11 protein-coding genes are annotated in these 17,476 nt (G+C 43.1%); 7 read left to right on the plus strand and 4 right to left on the minus strand.

The window, feature by feature from the left end; translation table 11 throughout:
• Positions 1 to 74: 74 nt before the first annotated feature.
• Together DLM75_RS21445 and DLM75_RS21450 are read right to left on the minus strand one after the other, a co-directional pair.
• On the minus strand, positions 75 to 569 hold the full coding sequence (locus tag DLM75_RS21445) for a crossover junction endodeoxyribonuclease RuvC (RefSeq protein ID WP_118970548.1): 495 nt from the start codon (positions 567 to 569) through the stop codon (positions 75 to 77).
• A 102-nt stretch (positions 570 to 671) separates the two neighbouring features.
• Complete coding sequence (locus tag DLM75_RS21450; RefSeq protein WP_118970549.1) at positions 672 to 1,421, minus strand: YebC/PmpR family DNA-binding transcriptional regulator; 750 nt, start codon at positions 1,419 to 1,421, stop codon at positions 672 to 674.
• 179 nt (positions 1,422 to 1,600) lie between these two features.
• Between DLM75_RS21450 and DLM75_RS21455 the strand changes: the two genes are divergently transcribed.
• The gene (locus DLM75_RS21455; RefSeq protein WP_118970550.1) at positions 1,601 to 2,212 is read left to right on the plus strand and encodes a Tll0287-like domain-containing protein; all 612 of its coding nucleotides are present in this window, start codon (positions 1,601 to 1,603) and stop codon (positions 2,210 to 2,212) included.
• A 110-nt stretch (positions 2,213 to 2,322) separates the two neighbouring features.
• Here the strand turns inward: DLM75_RS21455 and DLM75_RS21460 are convergent, their stop codons facing one another.
• Entirely contained in the window at positions 2,323 to 5,013 is a 2,691-nt protein-coding gene (locus tag DLM75_RS21460; protein WP_241548012.1) for a TonB-dependent receptor plug domain-containing protein, read from the minus strand.
• A gap of 602 nt (positions 5,014 to 5,615) precedes the next feature.
• Here DLM75_RS21460 and DLM75_RS21470 point away from each other — a divergent pair.
• Complete coding sequence (locus DLM75_RS21470; RefSeq protein ID WP_118970552.1) at positions 5,616 to 6,104, plus strand: PaaI family thioesterase; 489 nt, start codon at positions 5,616 to 5,618, stop codon at positions 6,102 to 6,104.
• 755 nt (positions 6,105 to 6,859) lie between these two features.
• On the opposite strand, the gene DLM75_RS21485 is transcribed toward DLM75_RS21470, so the two are convergent.
• Positions 6,860 to 8,665, minus strand: coding sequence for a sodium:solute symporter family protein (locus DLM75_RS21485; protein WP_118970555.1), 1,806 nt, complete (start codon positions 8,663 to 8,665; stop codon positions 6,860 to 6,862).
• A gap of 180 nt (positions 8,666 to 8,845) precedes the next feature.
• Here DLM75_RS21485 and DLM75_RS21490 point away from each other — a divergent pair, with 180 nt between their 5' ends.
• The 5 genes from DLM75_RS21490 (at position 8,846) to DLM75_RS21515 (ending at position 17,298) form a co-directional block, all read left to right on the plus strand.
• A complete protein-coding gene (locus DLM75_RS21490; RefSeq protein WP_118970556.1) occupies positions 8,846 to 10,063 on the plus strand; it encodes an aspartate kinase in 1,218 nt (405 codons plus the stop codon).
• A gap of 898 nt (positions 10,064 to 10,961) precedes the next feature.
• The gene (locus DLM75_RS21500) at positions 10,962 to 13,040 is read left to right on the plus strand and encodes a methyl-accepting chemotaxis protein (RefSeq protein ID WP_118970558.1); all 2,079 of its coding nucleotides are present in this window, start codon (positions 10,962 to 10,964) and stop codon (positions 13,038 to 13,040) included.
• An 83-nt stretch (positions 13,041 to 13,123) separates the two neighbouring features.
• Positions 13,124 to 14,158 carry a putative peptidyl-prolyl cis-trans isomerase gene (locus tag DLM75_RS21505; RefSeq protein WP_118970569.1) on the plus strand — a complete coding sequence of 345 codons (1,035 nt, stop codon included), beginning with the start codon at positions 13,124 to 13,126 and terminating at the stop codon, positions 14,156 to 14,158.
• A 49-nt stretch (positions 14,159 to 14,207) separates the two neighbouring features.
• Complete coding sequence (locus DLM75_RS21510) at positions 14,208 to 15,746, plus strand: spiro-SPASM protein (protein ID WP_118970559.1); 1,539 nt, start codon at positions 14,208 to 14,210, stop codon at positions 15,744 to 15,746.
• Positions 15,721 to 17,298: a cytidylyltransferase domain-containing protein gene (locus tag DLM75_RS21515; RefSeq protein ID WP_118970560.1), complete on the plus strand. Its 1,578-nt coding sequence runs from the start codon at positions 15,721 to 15,723 to the stop codon at positions 17,296 to 17,298. The genes DLM75_RS21510 and DLM75_RS21515 overlap by 26 nt, the downstream gene beginning before the upstream one ends.
• Positions 17,299 to 17,476 lie beyond the last annotated feature (178 nt).

Below are 17,476 nucleotides of genomic sequence, written 5' to 3' on the forward strand. Positions count from 1 at the left end.
TCTACTTTTTGCAAGTAAAAATCCCATTGTAGGAACTCCTACAAAACCGAAGAAGACAGAAAACTTTCGTTTTTCTATCTCAAAATTCTCAACAACGGACTCGAACTCATGGAAAGTCCCACATATGCGGCGGCGACCGCGTCCCAGGAATCATCGTGGCCTTTCAAAAGATCGATGTTCAAAAGAAGTTTGAGCGCATGGCGAACTTGTTTTTTATCCGCGGTTCCGCTTCCGGTCGTCCCTTTTTTGATCTGAGAAACGGTAGGTTCTAAAATTTGAATATTCTTTTCTGCTAATGTGATTAGAAGAACGCCTCTCGACTCGAAAACACGGGAAGCCGTCTTTTTATTCTTAGCGAAGAACATTTCTTCGACGGAAGCGATCGTCGGACTAAATTCTTCCAACACTTCGTTGAGCCCTTTTTTTAAGAGAAGAAGATTCTCCGGACTCGGAGTTCTTGGAGGAATTTCAACGGTTCCATAGGTTAGAATCCGAATTTGAGAGGATGCTTTCTCCAAGACCGCATAACCGGCTCTATGCGAGCCGGGATCGATTCCTATGATTCTCACTTTGTATTTTCCGAAAAAGGCTGGATCGTTTTGAAAAAGGAGTTCGATTCTTCTTTTCCCGAAACGATCAGGGAAAGAAGAATCTTAGAATGGAGCAAAGAATCATTCAAATTCTTTTTCGAGAGAAGGAGCAAGTTCGAAATTGGAAGTCACGGAAGTCACATCGTCGTGTCCATCCAGTTGATCGATCAACTTCATCACTTTCTCCGCGGTTTCTTTATCCGCAATTTCAGAGCTCACCAGGGCGATGTATCGAATCTCGGATTCTTCCGATTTGAGTCCCTTCTCGTTGAGAGCGTGCATTACGGCTTCATAATCGTCCGGAGCCGTGATCACACGAAAGACTTCCCCTTCATTGACTACGTCTTCGGCTCCGGCTCCCACGGCGAGATCCACGAGTTCGTCTTCGCTGATCTGTGAGGATTCCAAAACGATAACGCCCTTCTTTTCGAATAAGCGACTTACGGAACCGGAAGTCGCAAGGGAACCTCCGAGCTTCGTAAGAATACTTTTGACCTCGGGAGTCGTTCTCGATTTTTTATCCGTGACCGCCGAAACCATGATCGCGATCCCGCCGGGTCCGAAACATTCATAGAGACACTCTTCATAAGTGACTCCTTCCAAATCCCCCGTTCCTTTTTTGATTGCCCTTTCTATATTGTCTTTGGGCATGTTCACTGACTTGGCCTTCAGCACCGCGAGTCTGAGTCTTGGATTTCCTTCGGGATCTCCTCCTCCCATCCTTGCGGCGACCGTGATTTCTTTTCCTACTCTAGTAAATATGGCTCCGCGCTTTGAATCGATCGCGTCTTTCTTACGTTTGATCGTCGCCCATTTCGAATGTCCGGACATGCTTTCGTATCCCCTAAGATTTGCTTTTTGATGACTGGAATCAAACGAGTTTGATTCAGGATGATACTTTCCAGAAATCAAAAAAAAGACATTCTGTCCATCCTTTTCAGAAACGGATTCGCTTGCAAAGAAAAGGGAAAATTCTTTTCGGGAACGGTTCCTTTCCTTAGAAAGGACAAATGGACTCATTTTCAACGGATTCTAAAAAGAATCTTCGGCAATTTCTCTTCGGAAAAAATCTTCTCGCAAGAGCTCTTGCATTCTTTCTCTTTGTGCAATTCTTTATCGTCTGCGATCGCGGCCAGAACCAAGAGAAAAAGGAAATTCTTCTCAAACTCATAGGCGACTTTCAAGTAGATCTGCAAAAAAATCTGCAGACTGCGATTCAGAAACAAGGAGTTGTAGCCGCACTCGAAGTTTGCAAAACGATTTCTCCTCAAAAAGAAGAGGAAATCAAACAAGAATTCCCGGCGATCCGAATCAGAAGAGTTTCCGAAAAACCAAGAAACCCAAATCACAAACCGGAAGAATGGGAAGCCCGCATTTTTAAAGAATGGGCGGAAGCGATTCAGACAGGAATGCCGCCTTATACGGTAATTCTGAGCGAGCCTTCTGGAATCAAAATTCTTAAACCGATCGTTTTGGAGAATCCAACCTGCCTCAAGTGTCACGGCGGTCCGAAGGACATATTCCCGGGCGTTGCGAAAAAGATCGCCGAACTGTATCCAAACGATCAGGCGACCGGTTACAAGCTCGGGGATCTTCGAGGAGCCTTCTCCGCGACTTGGTGATCGTCGAGCGCTTCCGATATATTGAAATTTTTGAATATTCTAAAAATTGAAAATATTTAAAGAGCAGATTCTTTCTTTTTTCCAAACCGGAATTTTGTAGTATTCGGAAATTAGAATTTGATTTGTATTCCGATGCTGATCAGAGGATAGTATTTCACTTTTCCTCCGAACGCCGTCGATTCTATGTAATTCGAGTTGTAGATCGGAGAGGGATTACTCGGGGTCGTGATCCCAGTCAAAGGACTTGTAGAAGAATTTCGGGAATACGGACTGAAATTATTATAAGTTTCGCTGATCTGATTTAGATTCCCGAAAAAATTAATAAATTCCAAATAGGTATTCACGTAACCCCACTGATAATTCATAAATCGATCGATTCGTATGTCGAGTTGATGGAAATCGGGCCATCTTCCCGAGTTGTAATATTCCGAATATTTGGGAGTGTAGAGATTGATTCCGGTGGAAGCGATCGCCGCGGCCTTGTCCGATCCGACGATAGGAGTGATCGGAACGTTCGTAAGATACGTGTATTTGCTTCCGATCTGCCAGTCTTGACCGATCTTCCAGGCCACAACAATGTTCAAAATATGAGTTCTATCATAATCGTATAAAAGAAGTTTATCGTTATCCACCAAAAGTTCGAATTTACCGTCGTCGTAGTAGTTGAGATAATTACCACCTTCGTGAAGTTGGTATTGAAGTTTTCGATTTCTGTTGTTCTTAGTTCTATCCCGTTCTTCGTCGTCCGTCAGTTGAGGCTGATGATTGTTTCTTTTTGAAATCGAGTTTGTATAAGAGATCCAACCGAAAAATCTTCGGTGCGAACCTTGATTTGCCTTCAGAAAAATTTCCACACCACGTGAGAATCCGTCCCTCGAGTTCGAATAGTTCATATTACGAACAACCAATGGATTTTTATTAACGTCGTCCGGATGATTTACTATATCTCGTTTTTCGTTGTTAGGTTGATAAGGATCTTGGATGTAAGAATCCGGTGTCACAAGATTGGAATACTGGTTATGAAATCCTTCTACTTTGATCAGATAATCGGACGTAACCCTTTGTTCGATTCCGATCGAAGAATGGATGGAATGTTCCATTTTCAAATTCGGATTTCCGGAACGAGAGGAGAATTGTTCGATCTGAAGAGGAGCGTTGTAGTGTTCCCCCGTTCCCGCTAAAAATTTCGTCCCGGTTTTAAGAATTTCGTATTCCGCCCGCCCTCGAAAGGCGTCCCTTTTTTCATGAACCTTATCGTAATAGTCGTGACGATAACCCGGAAGAACGCTAAAGCCTCCGATCTTAAATTCCAACTCCGCGAAACCTGCGATCTCTCTTGTATGAATCTGATCTCCTTCGATGAGGGCACGAAACTGACGATTGGAATCCAAAAGACTATTGAAAAAATCCAAAAAGGTCGCGTTAGACGATTTAATATCCTCTCCCTGAAGTTGAATCGTCTTTTCGCGAAGTTGTCCTCCGAATCGAAACGTTAGATGCCTTTCAAGAAGAGTGATCCGAGTATTATTCTCCACAAAATTAATGTTTTGCGTAGTTACGTTGGAAAGTCCGAAGATTTGTTCTGCGGTAAGAGGATTTTTAAAATCCACTTCGAAATTTTCCCGAAAATAATTATTGGAAATCGATAACGAAGTTTCAAACCAAGATTTATTGTTGTATGAATATCGAAACCCGGAAGTTCGAAACAATCTTTCCAATCCCACGGGCGGACGCCCCGATGCCGCCTCTTGAAGAGTCGAAAGCCCGAGAAATTCCTTCTTACTGTTTTCAAAATCGTCCTGAGCTTTCGTATATTTCTGCTTATCTTTCGCACCGAAAAGAAGAACGTTAAACGTATGATTGTTTCCCGGTTTCCAATTAAATTTTGCCTGATAGTCCTCGTAATCGGCATACTTTGCGTCGGGAGGAATTCCGTCCGGATAGAGTTTTAAAAGGGCAACGTTCGGATAGGATTTCCGAGCGGAAACGATGGCGAAAAGATTTTCCGTGATCTTGTTTTGATGATAGACGTCCGAAAGAAAGGTGTTCAAGTTTACGACGGAAAACGTTTTTGCGACTGCGTCCGGAGTGCGAATGTCGATGATACCGCCGGTGGCAAAGCCGTATTGAACCGGAAAAGCACCCGAATAAATGTTAAACGACTTTATGATATTATTATTTAGTACGGAGGATTGATCTCCGAGGTGATACGGATAAGACATCGGAAAACCGTCGAGATAATAACCGTTCGCGAGCGCCCCTCCCCCTCTCATCACCAAAAAACCTCGCTCGCTATTCGAATAAGGATTCGAGTTTCCAACGCTATTTACAAGATTATTAAACGAAGAGGAAGAAAGTCCAATCGGAGGAACCGCGACTATCCCCGGAAGAGTTTGAATCGCTTTGAGTGCATCGTTCTGGGCACCGGGAAGCCTTCGGATCTCCTCTTGTTGCAACGTATATCGGGAAAGCGATTCCAGATCCTTGTCACCGATCACGTTGATTTCACCGGCTACCGGTTTACGAATAAAGAGGAATTTTTTCTGGCCGTCGTATTCGACCGTTATGCTCTTTTTGAACACGCGCTCGGATGTCATGATTCTAAGATTATAAGTTCCAGGAGCGGGAAAGGAAGCCTTTACGGCGCCGTCTCCGTTTGTGATCAGATACTTTCCGATTTCCTGAAAAACGACCGGAGTGTTTGCAACGGCGTTGTTTCCCGATTCTTCCGTGATTACGACTTCCACTTGCAAAGCTTTTTCGGCAAACAGAGGATTTAAGGAGAATCCGAGAAGAAGGATCCATGCGCCGAGTTTTTGATTTCTACTTCCGTTGGCAAAAAAACCGAAACGACGGCTCTCGCTCTTTACCGTATCGATTCCCTTTGAAAAAGAAAAAAATCGAACGTTCGAATCGTATCTGGCACTTTCTTTCATTTCTCTACCGGAAACTTCAAAAAACAAATAGGGACTTGTTTTTCAATCCATAATTCCTCTTCAAAATCAAATCCGCGGTTTATAAAAAACCTTCCAGGAGGGAAGAATTTACGAGAAATACAAAAACGAATTTTGATTTCGGAGAATCGATCGTGTCCTGAAGAAATGTAATTCCTCGTAAATTCCGAATCGATCCGGAATTCCAATCCTAAATCTCGAGAAAAAGGAACACACTGATGCTCTCGAAGTAAAATCGAAAATTATAGTCCAGAACATTTTATAGGTGAGAAGATTTGTCGGTCCAAATGAATCGTTTCCTTTTTTTCATGACAAAAACGGATTCTTTCCTCGGCACGATTTCAATGGATTCTTCTTTTTGAACTCTCAAAAAAACTTTCAAAATGTTTTATAATTAGTTTGACATAAAACTATTATTCATTTTACGTCAAATGGATAGGACAATCAGAATGAACAATAATTCTTTTTGGAAAACTAAATTCTTCCAATGGAAGATGTTTTTAAAATGCCCGGTCTATTGGAGATGCGGCGGTAGAATTCTTCAATTATCGGAAGATCTCAGAGAGATGAAAGTGAAACTTCCTTTCAATCGAAATACAAGAGGATTGATGGGGACCCACTTCGGCGGTGCGCTCTATGCCTTCGTCGACCCGATTCCACTTCTTATGCTCAAAGAAAATTTGGGGGAGAATTACATTCTCTGGGATATCAACGGCTCGATTGAATACGTTAAGGCGACTTCGCAAGACGTTTTCGCTGATTTTAAAATCGGGTCGGAAATTTTGAACAAGATTCAGGGAGAATGCGAGGAAAGAAAGAAGACGCATTTTCATCTCAACATTCTGATTCAAGAGAAGAATGGTGACGTTGTTGCGAAGGTGGATAAGACGATTTATGTTCGTAAGAAATCGGATCTTTTAAAAAAACGTTCTGCTTGAAATCTTCAGAAGACCGGACCGATTTAGGAATTCTCTGAAAGCAAAATGTAGGAACTCCTATGAATCGATTTTTACTGAAAACAAATGCGGGAACTCCCCCATTTCGGCTTTCCACCAATCGATTTGAATATTCAAAAGTAGAACGTTCCGAACTCTCCTCGAGAAGGGAACTTCAAATGATTCCATAGGAATTCTCTGAAAGCAAAATGTAGGAACTCCTATGAATCGATTTTTACTGAAAACAAATGCGGGAACTCCCCATTTCGGCTTTCCACCAATCGATTTGAATTTTCAAAAGTAGAACGTTCCGAACTCTCCTCGAGAAGGGAACTTCAAATGATTCCATAGGAATTCTCTGAAAGCAAAAAGTAGGAACTCCTATGAATTGATTTTTACTGAAAACAAATGCGGGAACTCCTCCATTTCGGCTTTTCACCAATCGATTTGAATTTTCAAAAGTAGAACGTTCCGAACTCTCCTCGAGAAGGGAACTTCGAATGATTCCATAGGAATTCTCTGAAAGGAAAAAGTAGGAACTCCTATGAATTGATTTTTACTAAAAACAAATGCGGGAACTCCCCAATAATCACCTTCGAAAGGAGAATTCGAATTCCCGGAAAATGGAATCCTCTTCCTTCTACTGGAAATAGAACCGAAAGTCACTTAAGAACCGGATCTACAAAAATTCTTCTGTAAGAGCTCCTACAAATTCGCCTCTTTTGTGCCCACGTAGAAACCGACTGCAATTTCGATTCTTAATTCTTACTCAATCCCTTTTTCCAATACAAACTTCCTAAAGATACAAATCCGATCAGAGAAATCAAACCCTGCCAAGGTTGTAAAAGAAGAAAGTATCCAAGAGAAAACATTCCGAAAAAGAGAGCTGAGGTTCCCAAAATCCAAAGATAAATCCGACTCTGAAATTCTTTCAATCGAATCTCACTTTCTTTACCGTTCCAAAAGCCGAAAGGATTCACTCTTTCTATAAAGGCGTCTAACGTTTCCTTCGGAACCGGAGGTGTGAGCAATGTTACAGCGATCGATACGACGACCGAACCCATCGCAACCCAAAAAAGAAGATATTCCGATCTTACTTCCGGATACGCCGGATAAAGAATCATAGATAAAATCAAAGCCGTGATCATTCCGGAAAGTTCCGTCCATGCGTTTGCCCTCCACCAAACCCATCTTAGAATCTGAGGCAATCCCATTCCCGAAGCAAAGGCGAGCAAAAATTTCCAAGCGCTCGCTATCGATTGAATCTGAGTGGCGACCAAGATCGCGATGATCGACATAAGAACCACGGCGATTCTACTCACTTTCACCAAGGTTTTGTCGCTCGCAGAAGGATGAATAAAACGAAGATAAAAATCGTTTACGAGATAACTCGCTCCCCAGTTGATATGAGTGTCCGCGGTCGACATAAATGCCGCCATCAAACTCGCGAAGACGATCCCTAACACACCGGTGGGTAAAATGAGTTTCATCAAAACGGGATAACCCATCTCTCGATCACTTCCCACGAGTTGTCCTTCCGCAAAGTAACGAGTAGGATCGTGAAGAGGAAAGACGACTAACGTTACAAGCGCCGTCAAAACCCAGGGCCAAGTTCGAATGATAAAGTTTGCGATATTGAACCAAAGCGATCCTTTTTCGGCCTCTTCCGGATTTCTCGCGGTATGAATTCTTTGCGCTAAATACCCGGAACCGTCAGAATAGTATTGAGCCCACCACTGAACTCCTATGAATATTAGAAAAACCGTAAACGGTAAGGATGCGTCTTGAAAGTCCGGCCAAAAACTCAAAATAGATTCGTGCTTATCGGGATAAACTTCCTCCATCTTTAAAAGAAGACCGGAAATTCCTCCCTGACTCGAAACCGCGTAGTATGCAAAAAGGATCGCTCCTCCCATTCCCAGAGCAAATTGCACGAGGTCCGTCAGGATCACACCTTGGATTCCGCCCATACTACTATAGATAACGACGACGAAGAAAAGAATCAAAACCGTGATCGTATTATTCAAAGAATCGAATACTAAAAACGAAGGCCAGAAACTTTGGATCAACGAAAAATTTTCCGGACCAAGAAGCTCGTTCCAATCCAAAAATGGTCCCGTAATCTTGGACATCGCCTTAAAAACCCATCCGAGTACAATCGAATTTACTAATATACTCAAATAGAACGCTTTGACCATTCTTAAGATCATTGCGGGTTTCCCGCCGTAACGAAGTTCGACAAACTCTACGTCGGTGAGAACTTCCATTCTTCTCCATTTGCCCGCAAAAAAAACGGTCATCGCCATATAACCGATCGCCCAGCTCCACCAAAACCAATTCGCGGAAATTCCGTCGGCCGCGACAAAGCCGGTGATCACGAGAGGCGTATCCGCGGCAAAGGTGGTTGCAACCATCGAAGTTCCAAGCCACCACCAGGGAAGTTTCCGATCGGCGACGAAGTAAGAAACCAAACTTTTGCCTGCTTTTGGGGAAAGGAGAACGCCCGCCGCGAATGCAAAAAGGAGATAAAGCGAAAGAATGGACCAATCAAGGATGCTAAACATGTTTTCTTCTTTGAACGTAGAATGGGAAATTTTTAGGAACTCGTTCTTCCCAGATATCGGTAAAACTTTCGTCAGTTTTGAACCGTTCCCTGAGAACGAAACCCTCTTTCCAAAATCGGAGAATCAAAATCGAATTCTCTTGATCCCCCGCCTCGAAAGAAAAATATGACTCTCAAGGTTATGGCAAATATCATCGTTCAGAAATACGGCGGAACTTCCGTGGGAACCCCGGAAAGAATCCAGAACGTTGCAAGAAGAATCAAATCCTATCACGACAAAGGTCAAAACGTCGCCGTGGTCGTTTCCGCAATGGGACATACGACGGATGAACTCGTAGAACTCGCCGGCAAAATTTCGGCGAATCCTCCGAAGCGAGAAATGGACATGCTCCTTTCTACGGGAGAACAAATTTCAACAGCCCTTCTCGCCATGGCTCTCTGGGAAATCGGAGTTCCTGCGACGTCTTTTACCGGATCTCAGATCAAACTTTTAACGGACGGGAATTTTTCAAACGCGAAGATCAAGATGATCGATCGTTCTCGTATCGACGCCGCCTTCCAAGAAGGAAAGGTAGTAATCATCGCCGGCTTTCAAGGAATCGACGCGGACGAAAACATTACAACACTCGGAAGGGGCGGTTCCGATACTTCTGCCGTCGCCGTCGCCGCAGTCCTCGGCGCGAAAGAATGTGAAATTTATACGGATGTGGACGGCGTTTACACCGCGGATCCGAGAGTGGTTCCTAACGCAAAAAAACACAAACAGATCACTTACGAAGAGATGTTGGAGCTTGCGAGCTTAGGAGCGGGAGTTCTACATTCAAGAAGCGTAGAGTTAGGAATGAATTACGACGTAGTAATCCACGTCCGCTCCAGCTTCAATGATAACCCGGGAACACTTGTGGTGAGCGAGGATAAAATTATGGAAAAATTAAAAGTCAGCGGGGTCACCGCGAAAAGCGATCAAGCAAGAATCACGATCGCCGGCGTTCCGGACAAACCCGGTTTAGCGGCCGGACTTTTCGGAGAACTGAGTTCGAAGCAGATTCTCGTGGATATGATCGTTCAATCTTCTCCGCATAACGGAATCAATACGATCTCCTTTACGATTCCGAAGAAGGACGTTCTCGAAGCGAAGCCGATTCTTCAATCCTTCTCAAAGGCACAGGGAGCGCAAGAACCGGAGATCAACGAAAGTATCGCGATCGTTTCCGCAGTCGGAGTCGGAATGAAATCTCACGTCGGAGTTGCGGCAGGAATGTTTAAGGCACTCGCGGACAACGGAATCAACATCGAAATGATTTCCACTTCCGAGATCAAAATCTCCTGTGTAATTCCGGAGGATCAGGCAAAAATCGCGATCAACAAGATTCACGACGTATTCGGCCTTTCCAACTAAGATTTTAAGCATACCTCGTACGAACTTCATCGAGTTCAGAAATTCAGAATATTCGAAATTAAGAATATTCTGAATCGTTTTTCTTCCTAAGATTAGAAAACGTCGGGCATCTAAAGGAAAACAAAATTCAAAACATCGCAGGTCTCTCGTTAGCCGAAGACGAACCTGCGATCGAAATCAAAATTCTACGCACAAAAATGTTTCCTGTTCGCAGGAAAATCTGAATCAAAGCCGTTGCGAAATACCAAGATCGTCGTCTCGTATTCGTTCGCAAAAAAAAGGCCCTGGGAATTGGAGCGAATTCATTCTTACAACGCAACCGTTTCCATATCTACAAACTCCTGACTCCGCAAAATCGTTCGAGCCGGTCCGTCGTAAAAAAATATCCGAAATAAAGAACGAAAAAAATACCGCAAGAGAACCGATCCTAAAAATGAGAGCGATGATACGCGAAAGGAAATCTCGTCGCCAAAAGGGATCGGAGAGAACTATTCAAAAAGTTTCGGAAAGGAAACTCAAAGAAAGATCCATTTCCGAAAATTCGATTCTGCAATCACCGCGATATCGGTTAAACTGGAGACCGAAACTCCTTTCCCTTCTCGATTTTTGAGAATTCGGATGGACCGAACAAGAATCGGACGGGACCGGATGAGTTTTACCTTTTGTGTCGGCCCTTGTTTCTCCTTTCTTCGAAAATCTCCCAGCGATTCTGTGAAAAATACCTTTTTCGTTTATTAGATTCTCCTCATAGAAATCAATGAGACATAGAAGATTGCTCTCTCGGAGAACGAAAGGAATGATTTTTTTTATAACTTGGCAATATTTTGCTCGAGCTTTTCGTCCCTTTCTCTTTTAATTACCCTTTCCCATTTCTCGAGTAACGACTCCGGAGTTTGCAATGAGCATTCGTTTTCGCATTTCTCTTTATCTTTCTGTCGTCCTTTTTATCGGGTTTATGGTTCTCGCCGGAATCAATTCCTTTACCGCATATCAAAATTTAAAAACGGAAGTGATCCATAGCTCAAACGTCACCGCGGAGCGTTGGACGTTCGAAGTAAAAGATCACTTGGACACGACGATGGCTCTTATCCGTGGCTTTCGTTTCCCGCTTATGTATGCGACGCCGACGAGAAATCAAGTGATCGTCGCTCTCAAAGAAATACTTAAACGAAATGAAAACTACTACGGTGCTTGGGTCGTTTACGAACCGAACAGTTTCGACGGAAAGGATTCTCAATTTAAGAATACGGAAGGGCACGACACAACGGGAAGATTCATTCCGTATCTTCACAGAGGGAAAACAAAAGAAGAGATCGTTTTGGAAGCAACGAAAAACTACGACAACCTCGGACCGGACGGTGACTGGTATCAAATTCCGAAAAAATCGAATTCTCCTTTGGTAACGGATCCATATTATTACGAAGTGGAAGGAAAGATTCGTGTTCTTATGATTTCCTTAGTCGTCCCGATCAGCACGGAAGGAAATTATTATGGAGCCGCGGGCTTAGACTATCAATTAGAAGAATTACAAAATCTCATCGGAGATACAAGACCGTTTCGCAATCAAGGTTACGTCGCCCTCATTTCCCCAAAAGGAATCTACGCCGTAAACGGTTTGGATAAAAGTTTAGTAGGAAAGCCGATCCCAAAAAAGGAAGAACTCGATTCTTACCTTATGAAAAGTCAGGAAGGAAAAAAATTCACTCTTAACTCAGACGGTCACAGTCATTACCTCTTTCCGTTTCACATAGGAAAAGAAAAACGATTCTGGGTAATGCAGGTCAGCATTCCGAATTCCATCTATCGCGACGATATCGTAGGAATTTTGATTCGAGGTTTTCTTTCCACTCTTGTGATTTTGATCATCGTCCTAATAAGTCTGAATTTAATATTCCAAAAATTGATTACTTCCGGACTTCTCAAAGCCATCGGCTTCTCCGAAGAAATTGCGAAAGGAAATCTCGTCGCGGAAAAAGAACACGACGGAGAAGATGAAATCGGAACCCTTCTCACTTCCATGAATCAGATGCGCGAAAATCTCCTCGGTGTAGTTCGTGAGATCGGCGCCTCCGCCTCTAAACTCAAAATCACATCCCAAAAGATGGCGGATTCTTCGAGAAATTTTTCTGACGTCGCTCAGACACAAGCATCGGCGGCGGAAGAATCTTCAGCGGCCGTCGAAGAATTGGCCGCGTCCGCGCAAAACGTAGGTAAGTCGATGGAACAAGCTGTTTCCAGTATGAAGGAAATCGACGGAAACGTAGATCGACTCAAGGAACAAATTACGAACATCAACAATGAGATGCAGGATCTGGTTCGCTTAGCCGCAGAATCAAAAGAACAAGGAATCACCGGGGAAAGTGCGATGGCCGCATCCACAAACGCCATGGGAGCGATCGGTGATAGCGCTTCTCGAATCACGGAAATTCTTTCCATCATCACCGAGATCTCGGAAAAAACGAATCTTCTCGCTTTGAACGCCGCGATCGAAGCCGCAAGAGCGGGAGAAGCCGGAAAAGGGTTCGCAGTCGTCGCGGAAGAGATTGGAAAACTCGCTTCGCAAACATCCTCGAGCGTTCAAGAAATCGGAGCACTGGTTGATTCAACGAACACAGCCGTATTAAACGGAAATTCAAAGGTTTCGGAAGCTTCCGCCATTCTTCGTAAACTCAGGGAACAAGTGGAAGAATTCGATCGTTATGCGAAGAACGTTCTTTCTTCCGTCAAAAATCAGGAAGAGAATACCAGAGAAATTTCGCAGAGCGCAAACGAGCTCATGACATTCAGTCTTCAAATCGAAGAGGCCGTTCTAGAACAAAAACGCGCAACCGATGAAATCACAAAAACAATCGTAAGCATCTCCGATGGAACCCAAGAAATCGCGGCCGGCGCGGACGACCTCACTTCCTTCTCGGGGGAAATGCACGGACAAGCGGAACAACTCGGACAACTCATCGGTAAATTTAAGACGGACTAAAAGCCTTAGAAAAACGGTTGAACCAAGGGAAAGAACTGAGGATCTTACAGATCAAAGGCATTCTTACCCTTGGAGAACCGTGGATGAAGACAAAACGAACATACGCCAAAACCTTTCTTTTCGCGGGAATGTTTGTCTCCTTGTTCTTTCAAACTCCGATACAAACCGCTGAATCTCTGAATCGAGTCATCGCGACCGTTGGCACCGTTTCCATTTCCGAATTGGATCTGGACGACGCCGGAGAAAAATACAATCGTCTTCAAAAACATTTAAAACACGAAGACTTCCGAAAATCACTTCGCACCCGAATCATAGACTTTCTCATCGACCGGGCAATCGTCGACGTCGTCGCAGAAGAAGAATCCGTTCAAGTCAACGAACAACGAGTGGAAGCGGAAATCGAAAAAAGAATGGAAGTGATGGGGATCGCCAATCGAAAACAATTCGAAAAAGCGATGGAAGCTTCTTCAAATATGCCGTTCGAACTCTGGGTTACGGAACTTCCGTATCAAATCAAAAAAGGACAACTTCTTCAATTGAAGATCGCCGTCCCTCCTCCGAACGAACAGGAAATCAGAACCTGGTACAATCAAAACAAGGACAAGGTAGGATTCGAAATTCGTTATAGAATCATCGCGATCGCTCCCGAAAACGATTCCGTACAAGAGGAAAATAAACTCTTCAAAGAAGTTTCCGAAATCAAAAAATCGATTCTCGCGGATCCTTCTTCTTTTGCATTAGTTGCCGGATCTCCAAGAAACGATCCGACTCTCAGGTCGAGAAGAGGTTTGGTAGAATGGATTTCCTCTTTCGATCTTTATAAATACAGTAAGATCACCGCGACAATCGCCGCTCCCCTTCCCAATGGAGGAATTTCGGACGTATTTCGAGACGAAAGAAAACGGTATTGTATTTTAAAAATCGAAGGAAAAAGACCGACTCCTATGGATAATCTCCGGGGAGGAATTCAGAACATTCTCTATCGCGACAAAGAAGAGGACACGTTTCACAAATGGTTGAAAGAATCGAGAGCCGAAATTCCGATCCAGGTCTTCGACGAAAACTATAGAAAAGAAAATAAAATCTCTCTCAAAGAAGAGACTTTTCACTTAGATTGAAATTGAGTCTTTCGAAATTCTAAACGTGCGCCGATATTCAAACTGAGTCATGAAATTTCCGATTTCTCATTCCGCCGTTTTCTTAAACTCCGACACGGTTTCGCTTCTCAAATCCATCTCATCGGTCGAAAGGGAAAAACTCTTACGACTTTCCCTTCTCTCGCTTTCCAAAATTCTTCCCGATTCAGAAGTTTTTCTGAACTCTTGGCCGTTTGAAAAATCAGAAAAAGAATTCAGTTTTCTGAATATTCATATTTTAGAAAATAACCAGGAAGATATTTTCTTAAAAAAAGTCGCGGAAAAACTTCCCGCTTCCAGAACCGGCGATCCGGACTGGGACGACGCATCTTTCTTTTATTTCTCCGGACTATTCCCTATTTTGGACGAAGCCCTAAGCAAAGAATTGTATGAAAGGCACGATCGTTATCTTTCACAATATTCTTATAGCGAAAACTTACCGCCAGGAATCGTTCCTACGATCGTAACAAGAGAATTTACGAATAGCCTTCCTGAAACGATCAAAACTTCCGCACAGGAATACCTCCTCAAAAACATCAATCACTACGATGTGGAGATTTTTTATCACGCGCCCGATCTCAGACAATATCGACTCGATTTTTCTTTAAGGACGAGAAGGTCCTTGAACTTAGTAAGGGGTTTTCTTAAGACAAAGGAGAATTGGTCTTATCAAGAAATTCTTCCGTGGATCACGAATCATCCCGAGGTTTTTAGAAACGGTCCTTCTTATTTAGAACTCGAAGTCTACAGAGGATGCGAGCTAAATTGTACGTTTTGTCCCAGACAGTTTAGTGCAAACGATCAAGACGGTAACTTTCTCAATTCCGATTTTTTGGAGAATCTTTTCAAACAACTGGAATCTTCGTTTTCAAACGAATACACCGTTTGTTTCGGAGGAATGGGAGAACCTCTTTTACATCCTCATTTTGTAGAGTTGATCGGAAAAACGATTTCGTTTCCTCTTTTACAGGAGCTGATGATTGAAACGGCCCTTTATTCCGATATGGATCCGATCCTGGAATCTTTGGGAAAACTTTCCAATGTTGAAAAAGAAAAGATCACTTGGATCATAAATCTTACCACCCGAAATCCGGAAAAATACGAGAAACTTTACGGTAAGAAAGAGTTAGGGAAAATTCTTTCCAACTTGGAAAAGCTCGAAAAGGTCGTTCCGAAGAATAGAATTCACCTTCAATTTTTAAAAATCGAAGAAGCGGAAGATGAGGTCGAAACCTGGGTCGATGAAACCGAAAAACAAGGTTACGGAGTCATTCTTCAAAAATACAATCGTTACGCAGGTTTAATGCCGGAGAAAAGAGTTACGGATCTGACTCCGATCCAAAGAGAATTTTGCTGGCACCTCAATCGAGACTTATTCGTAAATGCGAATGGAACGGTTTCGATTTGTAAACAGACGCCCGGAAAAGAATTGGGCAATCTGCATAAAGAAAACTTAATAGACATCTGGCAAAAAGGTCTGCCCTCGTTTCAGAACTCGTTAAACGGAAAACACGAAGCGACGAACGCACCTTGCCTTACCTGTGATGAGTGGTATACTTTCAACGCCTAAGATTTTCGCTTTTATCCAAGCAAGAACCGATTCTACCAGACTTCCGGGAAAGGTATTAAAAGAATTTCCGTTCTGCTCGGGGAAAAGTCTTCTCGATAGAATCCAAGAACGGATTCAAACCCTTCTTCCCGATGAACAAATCTACTATCTGATCCCGGAGAATGACGATCGACTTCGAAATTTTTTGACGGAAAGAAACTATAACTTTCTTACGGGAAGTCTTTTGAACGTAAGAGAACGATATCTAAACGCCGCAAATACCGTTCAGGCGGAATGGATCCTACGGTTGACCGGAGACAATCCGTTCTACGACACGCTTCATCTGGATCAGCTCATACAAACCTTTCAATATTCGAAACCGGATCTCGCTCACGTAGTGAATCTTCCTTTAGGAATGGGAGGAGAAATTTTCACAAGAGAAGCCCTTGCATGGAATCCGGAAATTTTGGAAGAACGACATAAAGAACACGTAAGCCTTCATATCAAGGAGAATCCGGATCGTTTTCGAATTCTTAAACTCACTCCTTTGTTAAGCGAAGAAGAACAAAAGGCTCTTCCCGACCTCAGACTTACGATCGATGAAACAAATGATTTTGAAACGACCTCCCAAGTCTTTCAGGCTCTCGAAAGTCGAACTCCTTTTTTCGGAGCCAAAGAAGTCATTCGTTTGTTTCAGGATTCACCTAAACTTTTCGAAGGAAACCGCGAGGTGAAACAGGTTCGTTTTGAGATCCCGCAAGTTCAAAATTCTTCTAAAAGAACGATCGGAATCTTGGCCGGAGATCCGACTTTTTTCGGGAGCGGCCATTTTGAACGTTCTCGTATCCTTTTCTCGCTTCTATCTTCGGAAGGTTTTTTCATGGTTTGGAGGAACGAACTCCCGAAAGACGGAGAATACGATCTTCTGATCGTCGATTCAAGAGACATTCCAATTCCGGAATATTCTAAAACAAAAATATTTCTTTTGGATCATTTCGGGAATGAAAGAAATAAATACGCTCATTATGATATTCTTCCTCATCCTGAGATCAGAGATACGTTTTCCCTCGACAAAATTCTAATCTCTCCGAGACTTCATTCTCTGGAAAAAAAAGACGGTTCATACCTGCTTTGTTATGCGGGAAATTTGGAGAGCCGATTCACTTTTTCTTTGGATTCCTTTTTGGAAACGATTCGAAAAAAGGAAGGCTTTTCCAAAGTTATAAGAATCGGAGGAGATCGTTCGTCTTTGGATTCGATCGAGAACTTTTACAGAATCTCTTCGTTCCAATTTCAAAATCTTTTGGCGGAATCGGGTGCCTTTATCGGTTATTTCGGACAATCCCTATTCGAAGCTGTCTTTTTCGATAAGAAGGTGGCGAGCTTTTCCATCGGTCCGATCCATTCAGCGCTCTCGTTGTTAAGCGAAGAAGAATATAAAATTCCTTTTGCCGGAGAATTGGGTTCTTCCGATTTTGGAAAAAAAATAGAAATGAAACAAAGTACGAAGCCCGTTTCAGGAAACGGTTATTCAATTTTGTTAAGCGAAATCAAAAAATTCTTACTCTCATAAGATCGAAAAATTCATTCTTCCTGTAAGAGAAGGATTGAATTTCGAAAAAATCGGTCGGAACAACTACGCGCCTTACCGTAAAAGCCGCGCGCCCCGCCCTGAGGTACAAACCGGAGACATGGGTAACAAAATAGACCGGGAACATAGGTAACACTCAAAATGCTGGCAAAGGAGGAAA

Source organism: Leptospira stimsonii, from assembly GCF_003545885.1.
Taxonomy (GTDB): domain Bacteria; phylum Spirochaetota; class Leptospiria; order Leptospirales; family Leptospiraceae; genus Leptospira; species Leptospira stimsonii.